This window comes from Mesorhizobium sp. P2_E9 (assembly GCF_056403815.1).
In genome coordinates, this window is sequence record NZ_JBFUET010000010.1 from 58,985 (window position 1) to 77,483 (window position 18,499).

General features: G+C 62.9%; 18 protein-coding genes and 1 pseudogene. 6 read left to right on the forward strand and 13 right to left on the reverse strand.

Annotated features, from left to right (window positions below):
• The first annotated feature begins 163 nt into the window (after nucleotides 1-163).
• Nucleotides 164-937 (forward strand): HAD-IIA family hydrolase, encoded by a 774-nt coding sequence (locus AC1D05_RS19360; protein WP_477443025.1) that lies wholly within the window; start codon nucleotides 164-166, stop codon nucleotides 935-937.
• A gap of 119 nt (nucleotides 938-1,056) precedes the next feature.
• On the opposite strand, the gene AC1D05_RS19365 is transcribed toward AC1D05_RS19360, so the two are convergent.
• The 4 genes and pseudogenes from AC1D05_RS19365 to AC1D05_RS19380 all read right to left on the reverse strand — a co-directional run bounded on the left by AC1D05_RS19365 (nucleotide 1,057) and on the right by AC1D05_RS19380 (nucleotide 4,973).
• Entirely contained in the window at nucleotides 1,057-1,746 is a 690-nt protein-coding gene (locus AC1D05_RS19365) for a substrate-binding domain-containing protein (RefSeq protein ID WP_477443027.1), read from the reverse strand.
• Nucleotides 1,747-1,759: 13 nt separating this feature from the next.
• A pseudogene (locus tag AC1D05_RS19370) lies at nucleotides 1,760-2,578 on the reverse strand (tyrosine-type recombinase/integrase); the annotation flags it as partial.
• A 293-nt stretch (nucleotides 2,579-2,871) separates the two neighbouring features.
• A complete protein-coding gene (guaA, locus tag AC1D05_RS19375; RefSeq protein WP_477443029.1) occupies nucleotides 2,872-4,434 on the reverse strand; it encodes a glutamine-hydrolyzing GMP synthase in 1,563 nt (520 codons plus the stop codon).
• Nucleotides 4,435-4,490: 56 nt separating this feature from the next.
• A complete protein-coding gene (locus AC1D05_RS19380) occupies nucleotides 4,491-4,973 on the reverse strand; it encodes a MarR family winged helix-turn-helix transcriptional regulator (protein WP_477443031.1) in 483 nt (160 codons plus the stop codon).
• A gap of 84 nt (nucleotides 4,974-5,057) precedes the next feature.
• Here AC1D05_RS19380 and AC1D05_RS19385 point away from each other — a divergent pair, with 84 nt between their 5' ends.
• The gene (locus AC1D05_RS19385) at nucleotides 5,058-5,375 is read left to right on the forward strand and encodes a hypothetical protein (protein ID WP_477443033.1); all 318 of its coding nucleotides are present in this window, start codon (nucleotides 5,058-5,060) and stop codon (nucleotides 5,373-5,375) included.
• Between the two features lie 13 nt (nucleotides 5,376-5,388).
• Here the strand turns inward: AC1D05_RS19385 and AC1D05_RS19390 are convergent, their stop codons facing one another.
• The 3 genes from AC1D05_RS19390 to AC1D05_RS19400 all read right to left on the reverse strand — a co-directional run bounded on the left by AC1D05_RS19390 (nucleotide 5,389) and on the right by AC1D05_RS19400 (nucleotide 8,053).
• Nucleotides 5,389-6,027, reverse strand: coding sequence for a 5'-methylthioadenosine/S-adenosylhomocysteine nucleosidase (locus AC1D05_RS19390; RefSeq protein ID WP_477443035.1), 639 nt, complete (start codon nucleotides 6,025-6,027; stop codon nucleotides 5,389-5,391).
• Between the two features lie 147 nt (nucleotides 6,028-6,174).
• A complete protein-coding gene (locus AC1D05_RS19395) occupies nucleotides 6,175-6,633 on the reverse strand; it encodes a PaaI family thioesterase (protein ID WP_023686843.1) in 459 nt (152 codons plus the stop codon).
• 130 nt (nucleotides 6,634-6,763) lie between these two features.
• On the reverse strand, nucleotides 6,764-8,053 hold the full coding sequence (locus tag AC1D05_RS19400) for an RsmB/NOP family class I SAM-dependent RNA methyltransferase (RefSeq protein ID WP_477443037.1): 1,290 nt from the start codon (nucleotides 8,051-8,053) through the stop codon (nucleotides 6,764-6,766).
• 302 nt (nucleotides 8,054-8,355) lie between these two features.
• Here AC1D05_RS19400 and AC1D05_RS19405 point away from each other — a divergent pair, with 302 nt between their 5' ends.
• Complete coding sequence (locus tag AC1D05_RS19405) at nucleotides 8,356-9,033, forward strand: MIP family channel protein (protein WP_477443039.1); 678 nt, start codon at nucleotides 8,356-8,358, stop codon at nucleotides 9,031-9,033.
• Nucleotides 9,034-9,103: 70 nt separating this feature from the next.
• Here the strand turns inward: AC1D05_RS19405 and katG are convergent, their stop codons facing one another.
• Nucleotides 9,104-11,293, reverse strand: a complete 2,190-nt coding sequence (katG, locus tag AC1D05_RS19410) for a catalase/peroxidase HPI (protein WP_477443041.1) — start codon at nucleotides 11,291-11,293, stop codon at nucleotides 9,104-9,106.
• A 149-nt stretch (nucleotides 11,294-11,442) separates the two neighbouring features.
• Here katG and AC1D05_RS19415 point away from each other — a divergent pair, with 149 nt between their 5' ends.
• Nucleotides 11,443-12,351, forward strand: a complete 909-nt coding sequence (locus AC1D05_RS19415; protein WP_477443043.1) for a hydrogen peroxide-inducible genes activator — start codon at nucleotides 11,443-11,445, stop codon at nucleotides 12,349-12,351.
• Between the two features lie 9 nt (nucleotides 12,352-12,360).
• Here the strand turns inward: AC1D05_RS19415 and AC1D05_RS19420 are convergent, their stop codons facing one another.
• The 4 genes from AC1D05_RS19420 to AC1D05_RS19435 are packed head-to-tail and all read right to left on the reverse strand — an operon-like array spanning nucleotide 12,361 to nucleotide 16,066.
• Nucleotides 12,361-13,113, reverse strand: coding sequence for an amino acid ABC transporter ATP-binding protein (locus tag AC1D05_RS19420; RefSeq protein WP_477443341.1), 753 nt, complete (start codon nucleotides 13,111-13,113; stop codon nucleotides 12,361-12,363).
• A 50-nt stretch (nucleotides 13,114-13,163) separates the two neighbouring features.
• Nucleotides 13,164-14,105: an amino acid ABC transporter permease gene (locus AC1D05_RS19425; RefSeq protein WP_477443343.1), complete on the reverse strand. Its 942-nt coding sequence runs from the start codon at nucleotides 14,103-14,105 to the stop codon at nucleotides 13,164-13,166.
• Between the two features lie 58 nt (nucleotides 14,106-14,163).
• Entirely contained in the window at nucleotides 14,164-15,021 is an 858-nt protein-coding gene (locus tag AC1D05_RS19430; protein WP_477443045.1) for an ABC transporter substrate-binding protein, read from the reverse strand.
• Between the two features lie 31 nt (nucleotides 15,022-15,052).
• Nucleotides 15,053-16,066 carry an isopenicillin N synthase family dioxygenase gene (locus tag AC1D05_RS19435; protein WP_477443047.1) on the reverse strand — a complete coding sequence of 338 codons (1,014 nt, stop codon included), beginning with the start codon at nucleotides 16,064-16,066 and terminating at the stop codon, nucleotides 15,053-15,055.
• Between the two features lie 103 nt (nucleotides 16,067-16,169).
• Here AC1D05_RS19435 and AC1D05_RS19440 point away from each other — a divergent pair, with 103 nt between their 5' ends.
• Both AC1D05_RS19440 and AC1D05_RS19445 read left to right on the forward strand, forming a co-directional pair.
• Nucleotides 16,170-17,114 (forward strand): nucleoside hydrolase, encoded by a 945-nt coding sequence (locus tag AC1D05_RS19440; protein WP_477443049.1) that lies wholly within the window; start codon nucleotides 16,170-16,172, stop codon nucleotides 17,112-17,114.
• 103 nt (nucleotides 17,115-17,217) lie between these two features.
• On the forward strand, nucleotides 17,218-17,904 hold the full coding sequence (locus AC1D05_RS19445) for a TetR/AcrR family transcriptional regulator (protein WP_477443345.1): 687 nt from the start codon (nucleotides 17,218-17,220) through the stop codon (nucleotides 17,902-17,904).
• Between the two features lie 65 nt (nucleotides 17,905-17,969).
• On the opposite strand, the gene AC1D05_RS19450 is transcribed toward AC1D05_RS19445, so the two are convergent.
• Nucleotides 17,970-18,491, reverse strand: coding sequence for a hypothetical protein (locus tag AC1D05_RS19450; RefSeq protein ID WP_477443051.1), 522 nt, complete (start codon nucleotides 18,489-18,491; stop codon nucleotides 17,970-17,972).
• Nucleotides 18,492-18,499 lie beyond the last annotated feature (8 nt).

The following is an 18,499-nucleotide window of genomic DNA, read 5'->3' on the forward strand; positions in this document are numbered from 1 at the left end:
CTCCTCAATGCCTGCGGTGGCGGCCTTGCATCACCCCTTTTGCACGCCGGAGCATCCGATTTACACGACGGCAGAACTGCGGGCCTTTTCAAGACGGGCCGCCCTTGTCTTATGCCTCCGCTACCGAAGCCGTTTTGTTCTCACTCAATCAAACATCGGAGCCATGATGGAAATCGCCCATCTTCTGGATATGGACGGGGTACTCGTGCGCGGGGGAGCTCCTGTCGAGGGTTCAGCCGACTTTGTCAGGGCCCTGGTGGAAAATAAGCGGGCCTTCCAGATCTTCACGAACAATTCCAGGTACACTCCGGAGGATCACGCGCACCGTCTACGCGGGATGGGTTTTCCCGTTGAACCCAACCACATATACACTTCGGCCCTGGCAACCGCGCGGTTTGTCAGTCAACAGCTTCCGGACGCTTCGGTCTATGCCATCGGCGATCAGGGGCTGATATCGGCGCTGCAGGCAGCGGGCTGTCGCTTTACGGTATTTTCCCCTGACTGTGTCGTACTCGGGGACGCAGACTCGTATCACTACGAGGAGATCGCGACAGGCGCGCAGCTAATTTCTGCAGGAGCGCGGTTCATCGCGACCAGTCCGGACCCCGCCGTGCCAGCCGAAAAGGGGCTGCATCCGGCATGCGGGGCGGTTGCTGCCCTGATTGCCAAAGCAACCGGCGTGAAGCCCTATTTCATCGGCAAGCCGAATTCCTTCATGACCAGATGCGCGATGGAAAGAATGGGGGTCAGCGCAGGGCAGACCGTGCTGGTCGGTGACAGAATGGACACCGATATTCTTGCTGGCCTGGAGTCCGGGATGCGATCGGCACTTGTTCTTACCGGTGCGACCGCGTCAAAGGACTTGGCGCGTTTTCCTTTCAGGCCGAATGTGATCGTCGACCGTCTGGCCGATCTTGCGGGCCATAGATGGGTCTGATGCTACGGTATGAAGAGGCCGAGGGTCGTGACGGTACTTTGAAAAGTCGGAACGAACGTATGCCGGAGGTCCGTCAGACCGGTCGCCGGAGTCAAGCCGATAGCTCTGAGCACGAGATTTCAGGTGGCGCGACGGACCAGGGTCACGTCCAACCGGACCGAGGAGGCGCGTACGCCATCGCGGATTTGCATGAGTTTCTCGACAAGCAGACTGCCTGCGCGGCGGTCATTCTCGCGAATGGTTGTGAGCGGCGGATCGAGAGCTTGAGACTGCGGAACATCATTGTAGCCGACCACAGCGACATCGTCTGGCACAACTAGGCCGATCTCGCGAACCGCTCGAATGGCAGCCATTGCCAGGGTGTCCGTAGCCGCAAATATTCCGTCTACGCGCTTGGGCGTATCTTTGATGCGCTTGAGAACGGCGCGATAGGCTTCTTCGTAGGAGAAGCCAACAGGCAGCGTCTCGATTCTACGATGCTGACCGGCACCGTAGCTTGCGTTGAAGCCATCAAAACGCAGACGAACCTGCTCGGTCTGTGGGTTACCAAGAAGCAAAATCGATTTTCGCTCCCGTGCTTTGAGCTCTTCACCCACGAGTTGGCCGCCGATGAAGTTGTCGCTGCCCACGGCGCAATAGAGGGCCTCAGCCAATACAGCCCCCCAGACGACTATCGGAAAACGCACGGCAAGCGCCTGTAACAGCTCATGTTGCCCGCCCTGCCCGAGGAAGATTGCGCCGCTCGCCCCGATCTCGGTGAACTGCCTCTCGTACCGCTCTACAGAAATCTCGCGGGGACAGAGGCTCACCTCGAAGTCGCGAATAGACGTTGTGCGCCTTCGACCGCTTCATGCGTTCCTTCGGGATCGTCCAGACCGCATTTTCAAAATCGACCTCATCCCACACCGCGTCTTGCAGCTCGCTCTTGCGCACCATAGTGAGCAGATAAAGCCGCATTCCCAAACGGATCGTTGGAAGTGTTGGGATGTGCTCGAGCTGCTTCAGCATTACGCGAATTTCGGAGGGCGAGAGCGAGCGGTCCTTTGGCACGAAAGTCGCAATTGATGCGGGTCCGACTTCATCGGCTGGGTTGGCGACTTTCTCTCCATGCAGGATCGCGAAGCCGTAAATCTGTTTCACGATATCTCGTACGTGAATAGCTGTCGCCGGAGCACCACGTTCGACGATGCTGCCGCATAGGACCCTTAGGTCGTCCGGGGTAATTTCCGTCAGGAGGCGATTGCGCCAAACCGGAAGAAGCTCCCGTTCGAAGATGGCGCGCCGCATGGCGCGCGTGCTGTCGGCCATCGGCGCCGCAGCGAGCCACTTCTCTCCGAACTCACCAAAGCTCTTCGCCTCTTTCAGGCGGCGCTTCTCGCGCTGCTTCTCGATGGCCGGCGATCGTCCCTCGCCAATAGCGCGCTTCGCGTCGAGACACTTCTCTCGGGCGAGGGCAAGTGAGATTCCGTCCCGTCCGTACCTGCCTAGATAGACCGTCTCGCGCCGTCCGTTGAGCCTGTAATCGAGCCGAAACGAGATCGCCCCACTGGGCATGACGCGGACATACATGCCGTCACGGTCCACAATTTTGTAGACTTTCTCCTTTGGTTTCAGTGCCTTAAGGGCGACGTCCGTCAGCATGCCCATTGCCTCCTGAAAAGTACCGTCAGTACAATCTCGAGGCTGCGTGTCAGGAAATTCCTTTTATCTTCAATGCCTTAAGGCACAAAAAAGTACCGTCACGAGCCTCGTTGGCTCTGACGGTACTTGGAAAAATTCGGGTGGGCAATATGGGGAAGGTCCGTCAAGCGATCCGTCAAAGCCAATCTCTGCGTACCGATTGTCGCCGATTGTCTCTGAAAGGATTCATTTTTGTTTTCAGTACGTTACGTCGCAGATTGGCGTATTCTCGGCGGCGTTTGGGTAGGCCTGAATCATTCCCACTCGATTGTGCCAGGCGGCTTCGACGTCACGTCGTAGACGACGCGGTTGATGCCGTGGACCTCGTTGATGATGCGGGTTGCGGCGGCACCCAGGAAGGCCATGTCGTAGTGGTAGAAGTCCGCCGTCATGCCGTCGACCGAGGTGACGGCGCGGAGCGCGCAGACGAATTCGTATGTGCGGCCGTCGCCCATCACGCCGACGGTTTGCACGGGCAGCAGCACGGCGAAGGCCTGCCAGATGGCGTCGTAGAGGCCGGCCTTGCGGATCTCGTCGAGATAGATAGCGTCGGCCTCGCGCAGGATCTCCAGCTTCTCGCGCGTGATGCCGCCCGGGCAGCGTATGGCGAGGCCCGGACCCGGGAATGGGTGGCGGCCGATGAAGCTTTCGGGCAGGCCGAGCTCCTTGCCAAGCGCCCGCACCTCATCCTTGAACAGTTCGCGCAGCGGCTCGACCAGTTGCATGTTCATGCGCTCGGGCAGGCCGCCGACATTGTGGTGCGACTTGATGGTCACCGATGGGCCGCCGGTGAAGGAGACGCTTTCGATGACATCGGGATAGAGCGTGCCTTGCGCCAGGAAATCGGCGCCGCCGAGCTTCTTCGCCTCGTCCTCGAACACTTCGATGAACAGCCGACCGATGGTCTTGCGCTTCTTCTCCGGGTCAACCTCGCCTTCCAGCGCCGAGATGAATTTTTCGGAGGCATCGACCAGGATCAGCGGCAGATTGTAATGCTGGCGGAACATAGCCACCACGCCTGATGCCTCGTCCTTGCGCATCAAGCCATGGTCGACAAGGATGCAGGTGAGCTGGTCGCCGACCGCCTCATGGATCAGCAACGCCGCGACCGAAGAATCCACGCCGCCCGACAGCGCGCAGATGACCTTGCCCTTGCCGACCTGTTTGCGGATCGCCTCGACCGCGTGTTCGCGGTAGGCGCGCATCGTCCAGTCACCTTCGATGCCGGCGATGTTGTGGACGAAGTTCCTGAGCAGCCTGGCGCCGTCCGGCGTGTGCACCACTTCCGGGTGGAACATGATGCCATACATCTTGCGCTCGACATTGCCGAAGATAGCGAAGGGCGAGCTTTCCGACTTGCCGAACACCTGAAAACCCGGCGGCAAGGCGATGACGCGGTCGCCATGGCTCATCCATACCTGATGGCGCTGGCCGGTCGCCCACAGGCCCTCGAACAGCGGGCTGTCCTTCTCGATCTCGACGAAGGCGCGGCCGAATTCGCGATGGTTGGAGCTTTCGGCGACGCCGCCCATCTGCACGCACATGGCCATCTGGCCGTAGCAAATGCCAAGCACCGGCACGCCGGCGTCGAAAACGATCTGCGGCGCGCGCGGGCTGCCTATATCAGACGTCGAGGCCGGGCCGCCCGACAGGATGACGGCTTTCGGATTGATGCGCTTGAACGCGGCTTCGGCCGACTGGAACGGCACGATCTCGGAAAACACGCCGGCCTCGCGAATGCGGCGGGCGATGAGCTGGGTAAACTGGCTGCCGAAATCGACAATCAGGACGGTGTCGGGGTGATTGGCTGTTGTCATGGCGAGCGTTTAGAGAAAGAAACGAGTCGGCGCAATGGGTTACAAAGCCGCGCCGTTCACTGAACGCCGGCCTCTTTATCGCCGGCGTCCGCCTGCCCGGCGTCGAGTGTCCGCAAAGCGTCCATCAGTGCCGCGAACCGCCTCTGGCCAATGCGCTCGACGTAGCCATGCTCGATCTGGAGCTTGATGCGGTCGCCGTCACGCAAGGCATCCAGACCCTTGCGCGTGTAGCCGACAAGCTTGCCGCGCCCGTCCCGCGGGTCGGGCAGACGCTGCACCACGCCCTCCGCCTCCAGACCGTCGAGCAATTGCTGGACCGCCTGCTTGGAGATTGCCGAGCGCTCGATCAGCGCCGCCTGACGAATGCCGCCACGGGGGATATGTCCCAGCAGCCCGGCGCGCGCTTCGGTGAACCAACCGTGGCCGGCGGTGCGCATGGCGACAGCGAATTCGGCCTGCCAGGCACGACTTGCCTGCCACAGGCGCCAGCCGACGTGGTCAGGCAGCGCTTCGGTTTTTTCGTCAAGCTCCTTGACCACTTTATTGCGACTCCATATAGTCAAGGTACTTGACGACTTTGCTTGCGTCGAGCGCTTTCGAACTCAAACCTTTGGACAGGGATAATGACAATTCTGAACAAGGATACGCTGGCCATTATCATGATCGGCACCACGCATGTCGTGGACATGGGCGGCAAAAGCGCCTTCATCCACTACGAAACCGCAGACCAGGCGCATATGCTGCTGCCGGACGGCAGCCGTTTCCATGGGCGTTGGACACTGCAAGACGATGGTTACACGGTCGAATGGCAGGACGGCCCCATCGGCTCCTGGAAACTCGACCACACACAGGGAGCTATCGACTATATCGATGCGACCGGCACTGCGCGCGGGCGCATCTCGCGCATCGATTTCGGCGATCCGGAGAGCCTCGCGGCTTGACCCCTGGTTGCGCTCAGGCGACGAGCAGCCCGTCACTGACCGCCTGTTCGAGCCGCATGACGGCGCCGGCCAGCTTCTCGTCGATGACATGCAGATATTCAGTCCAGTCGCCGACATGCCGCAAATCCGCCGCGCCGTCAGAAATACCGCGCAGCCCGATCAGGGGCACATCGAACAGCTGACAGGCGCGCAGGGAGGCGAAGGTCTCCATGTCGACCATGTCGGCCGCGATCGTGTCATAGGCGGCACCGGTGATGACGGCGCCGCCGGTCGACAACGTCGCCTGCTTGATTTCAGGAATACGAAACGGCAGCGGCACGCTCACCGGCAGGTCGAGAAACGGCGTCGCGCCTTTTTCGAAACCCAGCGGCGAAGCATCGATGTCGCGATAGCTGATCGAGACGGCCTGATAGATTTCGGTCTGTTCCAGGGTCCGGCTGCCGGCTGAGCCGAGCGAGACGACGAGGTCCGGCAAGGCCTTCTCGGATTTCAACCAGGACAGTTCGGCGCCAAGCCGGACACCGGCTTCGACCGGGCCGACGCCCGTCATCAAGGGCGTGAACAGTTTTTGCAGATGCGGGCCATATTCGGCCTGCGCCGCCATGACGAAGAGGACGTCCTTGCCGCCAATTCGCGTAACATTACCGGTCATGACCTACTCCACCCTGCACTACTACCTACGCTGGCGACAAGAGGAGCGGCGTGCCCTCACCGGCGCCCGGCCCTTCGCTATGGCTCCGGGCGTTCGTCGCTCGAAAAACCCATTCGGGGGCTTTTCGTCCGCTACGCGGACCGCTCCTCACCCAGCAATCCCGTCGCGGCCGACCACCGTCATCATCGTCCCGGTCATGGTGGCAATCAGCTTGGCCTCGCCGTCGGCGGCAAAGGCATAGGCCTGGCCGTCGGCGACGATGATGGTGCGGCCGGGCTTCGTTACAGAGCCACGGAACAGGAAACGTTCGCCCCTGCCCGGTGCCAGAAGGTTGACCTTGAACTCGATGGTCAGCACGCCGGAGTTTTCCGGCATCAGCGAGAACGCCGCGTAACCGCAGGCCGAGTCCAGCGCTGTTGAAATGACGCCGGCGTGTAGAAAGCCATGCTGCTGGGTCAGTGCCGCCGAATAGGGCATCTCGATCTCGATGATGCCGGGGGTCACCAATGTCAGTTCGGCGCCGATCGTCGCCATCGCCTGCTGGCGCGCGAAGGATGCCCTGACGCGATCCTCATAGTCGGGAGCCGGTACGATCTTTGCTGCCATCGCAATTGCCTTCGTTTGTCTGGCAAAGCTTATTGCAGAGGGATCGGCGGCAGGCAATCTCAATTGCTGCACTGCAACAATCCGTCTCGGTCGGCCGTCATGGGTCGAGTGGCCGGGGATTCGGCGGATCTCAACTGCTCCGGCGCAGCGCGCAGAAATAAAACCCGTCTGTCCCGCTCAGCAATGGCGACAGTGAGATATCGCCGGCGGCGCCGATCCGTGCGGCCGCCTCATGGCCCGGAAAATGGCCGTCCCACAACGCGCGATGATCGACCGGGGCAAGGCCTTTGTGCCGCTCGCGAAACGCAGCGATCTGCTCGCCATTCTCCTCGTCGAACACCGAACAGGTGATGTAGACCAGCAGGCCGCCGGGTTTGACATACAGCATGGCGGCATCGAGGATTGCCGACTGCTCGCCCTTGCGGGCATCGAGCTGCCTTTGCGTCAGCCGCCATTTGGCGTCGGGACGGCGGCGCCAGGTGCCGCTGCCGGTGCACGGCGCATCGACCAGCACGATGTCCATATGATTGGAGAGGGGGCTGAGTTCAGCCGGCTTGGTGACGACCTGCACGTTGCGGTTTTCCGAGCGGCGGATGCGGTCGAAGATCGGCGCCAGGCGCGCCTTCTCGGCATCATGGGCAAAGATCTGGCCGCGGTTGTCCATCGCTGCCGACAGCGCCAGCGTCTTGCCGCCGGCGCCGGCGCAGAAGTCGAGCACCTGCATGCCGGGTTCGGCGCCGGCAAGCGCGGCCGCTATCTGCGAGCCCTCGTCCTGGACCTCGAACCAGCCTTTCTGAAAGGCCGGCTCGGACTGCACGTTCGGGTGCCTGCCGTCGCCGTCGATGGGCGGAATGCGGATGCCGAGCGGCGCGATCCGCGCGGCCTGCGCCCCGGTCTCGGCCAGTTCCTTGAGGACCTTGGCGCGATCGGCCTGCAGCGTGTTGACCCTGATGTCGAGCGGTGGGCGCGTCGCCAGCGCCGCGCCCTCTTCGACCCATGCCTCGCCAAAGGCCCGTTCGAAAAGCGGTTCGCACCAATCGGGTATGTCGGCCCGCACCGCGGGCGGCGCGTCGGCAAGCCGGCGACCGGCGATCGTCTGCAGCTCAGTGGCGCTGAGCAGCGGCGGGGCGAACTTGTCGCCGTCGAGCGCGTCGTTGAGCGACTGCGCCGTCTGGCCCCATTCGAGCAGCAAAGCGCCGAAGCCGATGGCGCGCGGCGTGTCTTCGCCGAGCAGCCAGCCGGCGGAGCGCTTGTGGCGCAGCGCGTCGTAAACGATGTTGCCGATCGCGGCGCGATCACCGCCACCGGCGAAGCGGTGCGACAGGCCCCAATCCTTCAGCGCATCGGCCACCGGCCGGTGACGCCGGCCAATGTCCTCCAGCACTTCGATGGCCGCAGCCAGCCGTCCGCCCAGTCGCATTCATCATTCCATCAAATCGAGATCTATCGCCTGCTCTTAGAGCCTTTCGCGTCAGGATTGAACCCCGCTCCATCTCGCGACGAAGAGGCAGCCTGAAATCTGTCCGATCCATAAATATCCCTGGCCGGCGACAGCAGATCGATCAATAGATGACAGGTCTCTAATGTTCACAACTGGCGACTGCAAGCACGGCCTGTGGCGCAACCGCTCTGCTTTCCAAGTTTTTGCGTTGGGAATACTCTTCACACCATGATTCGCGGCGCGGAAAACGCGGACTGGCGGATCGCTACGAGGAGAGGGCAATGAAGACTTATCTGGCGGAAGTTCTAGGCACATTTCTGTTGGTGTTCATCGGCACGGCGTCGGTGGTGACAGGCGGCTTCGGTGGCGCGCTGCCGCTCGGCCAGGAAGGCATCGGTCTGGCATTCGGCATCGGCCTCATAGCCGCGGCCTATGCGATCGGCCCGATTTCGGGCGCGCATCTCAATCCGGCGGTGACGCTTGGTGTCTTCCTCGCCGGCCGGCTGCCGGCCAAGGATGTCATCCCCTACTGGATCGCGCAGATCATCGGTGCCATCCTGGCTTCGCTGGCGCTGTGGATCATCGTTTCCGGCCAGGCCGGCGGCCACACCACCGGCTTCGGCGCCAATGGCTGGGACGTGGCGAAATGGGGTATGAGCTCAGCGTTCCTGTGGGAGCTAATCGGCACCTTCACCTTCGTCACGGTGATCCTCGGCGTGACCGCTGAAAAGCACTCGACGGCGTTTGCCGGGCTGGTCATCGGCCTGACGCTGGCCGGCATTCACTTCGCCATGATCCCGGTCACCGGCACCTCGGTCAATCCGGCCCGCTCGATCGGCCCGGCGCTGTTCACTGGCGGTGCCGCGCTCAGCCAGCTCTGGCTGTTCATCGTCGCACCGCTGATCGGTGGCGCCATCGCCGGCGTCGTCGCCAAGGCGCGTGTCTTCGAGAAGGATTGATCTCGAAGCCTGAAATGCAAAAAGGCGCGGGCCAGGGCCCGCGCCTTTTTTATTCGTCCCTGGGCTCGGATCAGCCGGCGATATCGAAGCGATCGGCGTTCATCACCTTGGTCCAGGCGACGACGAAGTCTTTCGCGAACTTCGCCTTGGCGTCCGCCGTCGCATAGACTTCGGCCAGCGCGCGCAGCTGCGAGTGCGAGCCGAAGATCAGGTCGGCGCGGGTGCCGGTCCACTTGACTTCGCCGGTCTTGCGGTCGCGGCCTTCGAACACGTCCTTGGCGTCGGACGTCGCCTTCCACTCCGTGCCCATGTCGAGCAGGTTGACGAAGAAGTCGTTGCTCAGCGTTCCCGGCTTGGTGGTGAAGACGCCGTGCTTCGACTGCCCGGCATTGGCGCCGAGAACGCGCAGGCCGCCGACGAGGACGGTCAGCTCAGGCGCGGTCAGCGTCAGCAACTGTGCACGGTCGACCAACGCCTCCTCTACCGTTTGGCGCTGCGTGCCGCTGACATAGTTGCGGAAGCCGTCAATCGTCGGCTCCAGCGGCGCGAAGGAGTGGATGTCGGTCTGCTCCTGCGAGGCGTCCATGCGGCCCGGCCAGAACGGAACGTCAACGCTGTGGCCGGCGGCCTTCTCGATGGCCGCATTGCCGCCAAGAACGATCAGGTCGGCAAGCGAGACCTTCTTGCTGCCGGTCTGCGAAGCGTTGAAATCCTTGCGGATCGCCTCAAGCTTGTCGAGCACCTTGGCGAGCTCGGCCGGCTGGTTGACGGCCCAGTCCTTTTGCGGGCTGAGGCGGATGCGCGCGCCATTGGCGCCGCCGCGCTTGTCGGAACCACGGAAGGTCGAGGCCGACGCCCACGCCGTCGAGACCAACTGCGACACCGACAGGCCGGAGGCCAGGATCTTGGCCTTGAGCGCTTCGGCGTCCTGCTCGTCGATCAGCACATGATCGACCGCCGGAATGACGTCCTGCCAGGGCAGCTCTTCCTTCGGAACGAGCGGGCCGAGATAGCGGGCGACCGGGCCCATGTCGCGGTGGGTCAGCTTGTACCAGGCGCGGGCGAAGGCGTCGGCGAACTGATCCGGGTTCTCATGGAAACGCCGCGAGATCGTCTCGTAGGACGGATCGAAGCGCAGGGCCAGATCGCTGGTCAGCATTGCGGGCGCATGGCGCTTGGCCGCATTGTGGGCGTCCGGCACGGTGCCGGCGCCAGCACCACCCTTCGGCGTCCACTGGTGGGCGCCGGCCGGGCTCTTGGTCAATTCCCAATCGAAGCCGAACAGGTTGTCGAAGAAGTCGTTGCTCCACTTGGTCGGCGTCGTCGTCCAGGTCACCTCCAGACCACTGCCGATGGCGTCGCCGCCCTTGCCGGTGCCGAACTTGTTGGCCCAGCCGAGGCCCTGCTGCTCGATGTCGGCGCCTTCCGGCTCGACGCCGACCAGTGCCGCATCGCCCGCGCCATGGGTCTTGCCGAAGGTATGGCCGCCGGCGATGAGCGCTACCGTCTCTTCATCGTTCATCGCCATGCGGGCGAAAGTGTCCCTGATATCGCGCGCCGAGGCCAGCGGATCAGGCTTGCCGTTCGGCCCTTCCGGGTTGACGTAGATCAGGCCCATCTGCACGGCGCCGAGGGGGTTCTGCAGGTCGCGGTCGCCGCTGTAGCGCTCGTCGGCCAGCCACTTGCCTTCAGGACCCCAGTAGACGTCCTGCTCGGGCTCCCAAACGTCGGCGCGGCCGCCGGCGAAGCCGAAGGTCTTGAAGCCCATCGATTCCAGCGCGACGTTGCCGGTGAGGATCAGAAGGTCGGCCCAGGAGATCTTGCGGCCATATTTCTGCTTGATCGGCCACAGCAGCCGGCGGGCCTTGTCGAGGTTGACGTTGTCAGGCCAGCTGTTGAGCGGCGCGAAACGCTGCTGGCCGGCTCCCGCGCCGCCGCGACCGTCGGCGATGCGGTAGGTGCCGGCGCTGTGCCACGCCATGCGGATGAACAGCGGACCGTAATGGCCGAAATCGGCCGGCCACCATTCCTGCGAATCCGTCATCAGCGCATGCAGGTCCTTGATGACGGCATCGAGGTCGAGGCTTTTGAATTCCTCGGCATAGTCGAACGCCTCGCCCATCGGGTCGGACAGCGACGACTGCTGGTGCAGGATCTGAACATTCAGCTGGTTCGGCCACCAGTCACGGTTGGTTCGGCCGGTGGATCCATGCGCCACAGGGCATTTGCCCGCGCTGGTGTCGTCGGTTTTCGCGTCCATGTTCGTCTCCGATTTTTTTGCCGAGTTTTGATCTTTGCCAAGATTTCGGGGGCGGCCAGCGACCACACCAATCTGGAATGATTCCAGACTAGGCCGCCTTACCGATAAAGACAAATTGCCTTTCCTGTTTTTTTCGATAGGATTTTCTTATGATAGGATTGACCGTCCGGCAGATGCATTATTTCGAGACGCTGGCGCAGACGCTGCATTTCGGGCGTGCGGCAAGGCTTGCCGGTGTCAGCCAGCCGGCGCTGTCCTCGCAGATCGCGGAGATGGAGCAGCGGTTGAACTGCCGGCTGTTCGAACGCGGCGGCAAGTCGGTCCGCATGACCGACGAAGCGATCGCCCTTTTGCCGCGCATCGAGCGCATCCTGGCCGACATACGTGATGTCGAAACGTCAGCCCGGCGTGGCCGCACGGCCATGGAAGGGCGCTTCCGGCTGGGTATCATTCCAACCGTCGCGCCCTATCTCTTGCCGCGCGCCCTGCCCGAGTTGAAAAGGCATTTTCCTGCCATGCAGCTCGAACTGCGCGAGGCGGTCACCGCTGCCCTGGTCGAGGACATCGCTTCGCGAAAACTCGACGCCTTCATCGCAGCCCTTCCGCTCGATCATCCCGGACTGATTACCGAGGCGCTGTTCCCCGACCGGTTCTTCCTCGCCGTGCCGGCCGGCGATCCGGCCTTCGCCTCACCGCCGGTGCCGCCCGAAAGCCCGGCACTGGAGCGGCTGATGCTGCTCGAGGAAGGCCATTGCCTGCGCGAACAGGCGCTCGCCGTTTGCGGCAACGTGCAGCCGGTGGCGATGGCCAGCTACGGCGCCACCAGCCTGACCACGCTGTTGCAGATGGTGGCGCATGGGCTCGGCGTCACGCTCATCCCCGAAATGGCGACGGGGCCAGCCGGCACCATCCCCGACCTCAAGATCGTGCCGTTCCAGGAGCCGATGCCGCAACGCATGATCTGCCTTGCCTGGCGGCGCAACAATGCAAGGCATGGCGAGTGCGTGGAACTGGCGAAGATTATTCGCGGGCTGGGTGTGGCGATGTTGGCGGCGTGATGACAGGCGTCAGAGAACCCGGGACAGGAATTCGCGGGTTCGTGGCGATTTCGGGTTGGCAATCATCTCGCGCGGCGCGCCGCGTTCGACGATCACACCGCCGTCCATGAAGACGAGCTGATCGCCGATCTCGCGGGCAAAGCCGACCTCGTGGGTGACGACGACCATCGTCATGCCGCTCTCGGCCAGATCGCGCATCACCTGCAGCACCTCGCCGACCAGTTCCGGGTCAAGCGCCGATGTCGGCTCGTCGAACAACAACACCTTCGGCTTCATCGCCATGGCGCGCGCGATCGCCACGCGCTGCTGCTGGCCGCCCGAGAGTTCGCGCGGATAGCGGTCGATCTTGTCGGCGAGGCCGACGCGACGCAGCAGGACTTCCGCCTCGGCCTTCGCCTGGTCGGCCGGGATGCGCCGCACCTGCGTCGGCGCCTCGATCAGGTTCTCCATCACCGTCATGTGCGAGAACAGGTTGAACGACTGGAACAGCATGCCGATCTCGGCCCGGCGCTGGCAGAGCAGATCGTCCTTGACCTCATAAAGTCTGTCGCCCTGGAGGTCGTAGCCGACGAACTGGCTGTCCACCAAGAGGATGCCGCCGCTGAGTTTTTCCAGATGGTTGATGCAACGCAGGAACGTGCTTTTGCCAGATCCCGACGGGCCGATGATGCAGGCGACCGAGCCCTCGGGCACGTCGAAGTCGACGCCCTTGAGAACCTCGAGCGAGCCATACGTTTTGCGCACGCCGCGCGCGAACACCATGGAATCGACCGGTACGCCGAAGCGGGCACGGTTTTCGGCCTTCACGTCGCTCATCGGGCAACGCCACGCAGGCTGATCAAATTGCGCAAGGCGCGCATCGTCAGGGGTTCACGGCGCGTGTCGCTGCGGCCGAAATGGCGCTCCAGGAAATGCTGCCCCACCGATAGGATGCTGACCACGGCGAGGTACCAGAAGGCGACCACGATCAAGAGCGGGATCGTCTCGAAGGTACGCGCATAGATGCTTTGCGCGGTATAGAACAGGTCATCGACCGCAATGAAGGTCACCAGCGAGGTCATCTTCAGGAGGTTGATCGCCTCATTGCCGGTCGGCGGCAGCACGAAGCGCATGGCTTGCGGCAGAGTGATGCGTTTCAGGATCATGCGGTAGGGCATGCCGAGCGCGCTCGCCGCTTCCGATTGGCCCGACGGAACCGACTTGATGCCGGCGCGGATGATCTCGGCCATGTAGCCGGCCTCGCAGAGCGAAAGCGCAACCACGGCAGAGAAGAACGGGGTCATGAAATCATTGGTGCGCACGGAAAACAGCGTGCCCAGGAAAGGCAGAGTGAGCGAGATTTCGCGCACCAGCAGCGACAGGTTGAACCAGAAGATCAGCTGGATCAGGGCCGGGACACCCCGGAAGAACCAGACATAGACACCCGCGAAGGCGCGCAGCACCGGACTTGGCGACACCCGCATGATGGCGACGACGGTGCCGACCACGATCGCCAACACCATGATGATGACGGTGAGCACCAGCGTGTTGCCGAGGCCGCGCATGATCGAGGGATGGAACAGGTAGCCGGCGGCCGTACCCCAGGCGAAGGCGGGGTTGCTGGCGAAAGCGCGGATGATCAGGAACGCCAGCAGCAGGGCGAACGCCGTGCCGACCCAGATGCCATAGCGGCGCTGCGGCACGACGGTCAGTCGTGACACGGCGGCGGCAACGCCGGGCTCGACGCCGATCTCGGTCGGGTGGGCCACGCCCATCAATGGTCTCTCCTGATCGCTGGCCGGCGCCTGACCCAGGATCAGGCGCCGGTAATTCTTATTCGGCGCGAAGCGCGTCCATGGTGCCGACGAAGTAGGGCTCCTTGATCGCGTAGGCGCCCATGCCGTACTTGTCGAGGATAGCCTTGTAAGTGCCGTTCTTGAACAGCTCGGCAAGTGCTGCCACCATCATGTCGGCGGTCTCCTTGTCGTCCTTGGCGATCGCCATGCCGAGTGGCGCGACCTCGTAAAGCGTCGGCAGGACCACCAGCTGACCCTTGCTCGTCACCTCGAAATAGCTCGATGCGGTCGCATCGTCCATGCGGGCGTCGACACGATCGGACAGCACGGCCTGGACGATATCGGTCGAGGAGTTGAAGACCGACTTCTCGATAGCCGCCTGGCCCTTGTCGGTGCACTCCTTGCCGAGCTTGTCGACCAGGAAGTCCGAGGCGCTGCCGGCCGAGACGCCGATGCGCTTGCCGCAGAGCGGCGTGTCGCCGCTGAAGCTCGCCTTCTTGTCGGGCGAGGTCGAGACGGCAAGGCCAGCCTTGAGGAACATGACGAAGTCGACCTGCTTCAGCCGCTCGGGCGTGGCCGAGAACGTCTCCCAGGCAATCTTGAAGCGGCCGGCCGCCAGGCCGGGTATCATCGACGGGAATGGCGTGCGCTGTATATCCAGCTTGGCATCAACGAGCTTGGCCACTTCGCCGGCCAGTTCGATGATGATGCCGGTCTGCTTGCCGTCGGCATCGAGATATTCGAACGGCGCATAGTCCAGCGTGTTGGCGACGGCGAGCGTCCCGCTCTGCTTGACGTCGGTGGATTTCGCAACCTCGGCGGCCCGGGAAACCCCGCCCCAGGCCATTGTGGATATCGCCAGCGCAAGGCCGGTCATTCGCAGATATGCGTTCATTGCTGTTCCCCTTTCTCGTGTTTGTTTGCCGTTATGCGCTGGCCGCTTCCGCCGCCTTCTTCTTGCGATAGTGGTAGTTCTTGTCGATGCGCTCCATCAGATAGTCGCCGTAGAGCACCGGCCCGTATTTCGGCTGCGTGCCGGCCGGCACGCAGACCGGCAGCGCTTCGATCGTCTCGTCCATGGACGGATCGAAGAAGAAGGGCTGCGAATAGCGCTCGCGTCCCGACCGGTTGATGACGCGATGCGGCGTCGAGACGAACTGGTCGTTCGACCAGCGCGCCAGGATGTCACCGACATTCATGACGAAGGAATCCGGAACCGGAGGTGCTGGAACCCAGTCGCCGGCCTTGTTCTTGACCTCGAGGCCGCCGACATTGTCCTGCGCCAGCAAGGTGATGAAACCATAGTCGGTGTGCGGCGCCGAGCCGAAGAGCCCCTCTTCCTGGGGCTGCGTCGGATAGTGCAGCAGCCGCAGGAAGGTCGTCGGCTGCTCGAAATAGCGGTCCAGGCTGTCGGGGGGCAGCCCGAGCGAGAGCGCAATGGCGCGGACCATCTTGCGCGCGAGCGTGCCCATTTCCTGGACATAGCGTTCGATTGTCTCCCTGAAGCCGGCAAGTGCTGCCTCGTCCGGCCACTGGTTGGGGCCTTGCAAGGGTTTGTCGGCCAGAGCCCTTGGATCGTCGGCGCCGACCTCGTGCATGAAGAAGATCGATTCGCTCTGGTTGGGCTTGCTGACGGTGGCCACCGATGAGGTCACGATGGTCGAGCCGGCAAAAGGCAGATAACCGCGGAAATTCCGGTCGATCTTCAGCTTCGTCTTTTCCGCCTCGGGCAAGGCAAAGAAGCGCTTGCTGGCTTCGCGCACGGCCTCGACATCGGCACGGGGAATCGGATGCCCGGTGACATAGAGGAAGCCGATCGTCTCGAGGTAACGGCGCAGCGTCGCCGCCGTTGCCCGGATCGCGCCCTCGTCGTCGCCATAGAGCGCTGACACGTCGAGGATCGGAATTTCGGAAAAATCGCCGCGCTCTTGTGCATCCATTTTCGAACACCCTGTCTTGAACATAAGATACAGTACTGTATTTCTACACATCCGAACGGCCTCATCAATAGGCTTTCGATCGCAAAAGGAAGAGCGCTGAAACATGGCACCACGCAAGATCATCATCGACACCGATCCGGGCCAGGACGACGCCTTCGCCATCCTCTTCGCGCTGGGCTCTCCGGCCGAGCTCGACGTGGTCGGCATCACCACGGTCGGCGGCAACGTGCCGCTTGCCCTGACGTCGAAGAATGCGCTGAAGGTGGTGGAGCTTGCCGGGCGGCCCGATGTGCCGGTCCATGCCGGATGCCCAGCGCCGATGGTGCGCAAGTTGATCACCGCCGAATATGTGCACGGCGAGACCGGCCTCGACGGTGCCGACCTTCCCGAGCCGGTGACGCCGCTGCAGAGCGAACACGCGGTGAATTATCTGGTACGCACGATCATGGATGCGCCAGAGGGCGAACTGACCGTCTGCACGCTCGGGCCGATGACCAATCTCGCCATGGCCATGACCATGGAGCCGAGGATCGTGCCCCGGCTGCGCGAAGTCGTGCTGATGGGCGGCGGCTTCTTCCAGGGCGGCAACGCCACGCCGGCCGCGGAATTCAACATCTTCGTCGACCCGCATGCGGCGCACAAGGTGTTCGACAGCGGCGTGCCCGTGACCATGGCAGGCATAGACTGCACCTACACCGCGCTGATGACGCCCGAATGGCTCGACCGCCTGCGCGCAACCGGCAGCCGTGCCGCGATCGAGGCCGCCAATCTGGCGGACTTCTTCCGCCAGTACGGCACACACAAATTCGAAACGCCGGCGCGCCCCATCCATGATGCCTGCGTCACCGGCTATCTCTTGGCGCCGCAGCTCTATGAACAGCGCCAGTGCGCGGTGACGGTCGACATCGTCTCGCCGGAGACGATCGGCATGACCGTGGTCGACTGGTGGCACGTGACCGGCCGCACCAGGAACTGCAACGTCCTGAGGCGCATCGATCCGGCGCCGTTCTTCGAGCTCATGCTGGAGCGGATCAGCGCATTGCCCTGAGCTTGGCGTTCCGCGATAGATGGATACTCGAAGAATCGCGAAGCGCATCGAAGCCGGCGAACAGGTTGCAGGCGCCGCGCATGGCGATGAAGGTCTTGATCAGATGAAAGCCGAAAGCGCCCCGGCCAGAGCCAAGAGATTCTCGACAGCCGCCCCGCCTGCGAAGGCGGCGCGGCAGACGCTCAGCCGCGAGGCCTGGATCACGGCTGCGCGCAAGGTGTTGGAGAAGCGTGGCATCGGCGAGGTCAAGATCGACCATCTCTCCAAACAGTTGAAGGTCACGCGCGGCAGCTTCTATTTTCACTTCGCCAGCCTGGCCGACCTTCGCGACGGCCTGCTGCAGGAATGGCGCAACACCAACTGCGAGCCGTTCTGGGCGATGCGCGACATCCACGACATCGACGGCCTGCAGTTCTTCACCGACATCGTGCATGTCTGGGTCGATGAGGCGCCGTTCAGCCCGCTGCTTGACCTGGCGGTGCGCGACTGGTCGCGAACGTCGAAGAAGCTGACGCAGGAGGTTAAGGACATGGACGATCTGCGCATCGCGCTCTTGATCCGCTCCTTCCGCGCCATGGGCTATCCCGAGGACGAAAGCCTGGTCAGGGCCCGCATCACCTATTTCCACCAGATCGGCCAGTACGCGCTTTCCTTCAAGGAGGATCCGGCGGTGCGCAGGAGCTACCAGCCGCTGTTTGGCGAGGTGCTGCTCGGACCGCTGGTGCAGGAACCAGGCTCGGCACCGCGGCCGAGCGAGAGCCGGACTGGCCGTCGCCAGCAAGGGGCGTAGCGACCAGCATCCCGCTTTCGCAAGCAGCTATTGCCTCGAAAGTCCCGCAGAGACTCCCAGATAATCTAGGAAGCCGCATTGCCTGTGACGGCACGCGTCGTTTTCTGGTGCGGTCGCGTCAGAAAATAGAATGCGACGACGTGCGTGATCATCAGCAGCGGCACGTAGATGATCGGGATCGCGTAGGTGACGCCCAGTAACCCCGCATGGGCAGGAAGGTCGGCCTGGATGGCTTGGTAATAGTCGACGATGAGGTCGACCATGCCAACGACGTTGAAGGCGACAACGAACGGCAAGAAGAGCTGGCGTATCCGCACTGTCAGCAGCGCCAGCATGGCCAGCACGCCTGTAGCGAAGTCGCCATAGGCGGCAAAGGTGGCGAAGCTTGCGGGCAGATCGGGGCTGACGATACCCGGAAGGATGAAGACGAGGCCGAAGAAGCGGAAGCTGTGCAGTGTGGCGATGGCGCGTTGCGCCGCGGCGCGTTCTATCGATGTGAGCCACGGCCAGATATACGCGCTCAGGCAAAGCAGCCACGCGACATAGCCCAGAACAAGATGGGTCTGAAAAATGACTTCCGCTGACATTCCGCTCT

Bases quoted from the DNA above. Each gene is read 5' to 3' on its own strand.
- AC1D05_RS19450 (WP_477443051.1), bottom strand. From the start codon at position 18,491: ATGTCAGCGGAAGTCATTTTTCAGACCCATCTTGTTCTGGGCTATGTC.
- katG (WP_477443041.1), bottom strand. From the start codon at position 11,293: ATGGACGCGAAAACCGACGACACCAGCGCGGGCAAATGCCCTGTGGCG.
- AC1D05_RS19430 (WP_477443045.1), bottom strand. From the start codon at position 15,021: ATGAACGCATATCTGCGAATGACCGGCCTTGCGCTGGCGATATCCACA.
- AC1D05_RS19435 (WP_477443047.1), bottom strand. From the start codon at position 16,066: ATGGATGCACAAGAGCGCGGCGATTTTTCCGAAATTCCGATCCTCGAC.
- AC1D05_RS19390 (WP_477443035.1), bottom strand. From the start codon at position 6,027: ATGACCGGTAATGTTACGCGAATTGGCGGCAAGGACGTCCTCTTCGTC.
- AC1D05_RS19400 (WP_477443037.1), bottom strand. From the start codon at position 8,053: ATGCGACTGGGCGGACGGCTGGCTGCGGCCATCGAAGTGCTGGAGGAC.
- AC1D05_RS19405 (WP_477443039.1), top strand. From the start codon at position 8,356: ATGAAGACTTATCTGGCGGAAGTTCTAGGCACATTTCTGTTGGTGTTC.
- AC1D05_RS19415 (WP_477443043.1), top strand. From the start codon at position 11,443: ATGATAGGATTGACCGTCCGGCAGATGCATTATTTCGAGACGCTGGCG.
- guaA (WP_477443029.1), bottom strand. From the start codon at position 4,434: ATGACAACAGCCAATCACCCCGACACCGTCCTGATTGTCGATTTCGGC.
- AC1D05_RS19360 (WP_477443025.1), top strand. From the start codon at position 164: ATGATGGAAATCGCCCATCTTCTGGATATGGACGGGGTACTCGTGCGC.
- AC1D05_RS19395 (WP_023686843.1), bottom strand. From the start codon at position 6,633: ATGGCAGCAAAGATCGTACCGGCTCCCGACTATGAGGATCGCGTCAGG.
- AC1D05_RS19420 (WP_477443341.1), bottom strand. From the start codon at position 13,113: ATGGTGTTCGCGCGCGGCGTGCGCAAAACGTATGGCTCGCTCGAGGTT.
- AC1D05_RS19385 (WP_477443033.1), top strand. From the start codon at position 5,058: ATGACAATTCTGAACAAGGATACGCTGGCCATTATCATGATCGGCACC.
- AC1D05_RS19425 (WP_477443343.1), bottom strand. From the start codon at position 14,105: ATGGGCGTGGCCCACCCGACCGAGATCGGCGTCGAGCCCGGCGTTGCC.
- AC1D05_RS19445 (WP_477443345.1), top strand. From the start codon at position 17,218: ATGAAAGCCGAAAGCGCCCCGGCCAGAGCCAAGAGATTCTCGACAGCC.
- AC1D05_RS19440 (WP_477443049.1), top strand. From the start codon at position 16,170: ATGGCACCACGCAAGATCATCATCGACACCGATCCGGGCCAGGACGAC.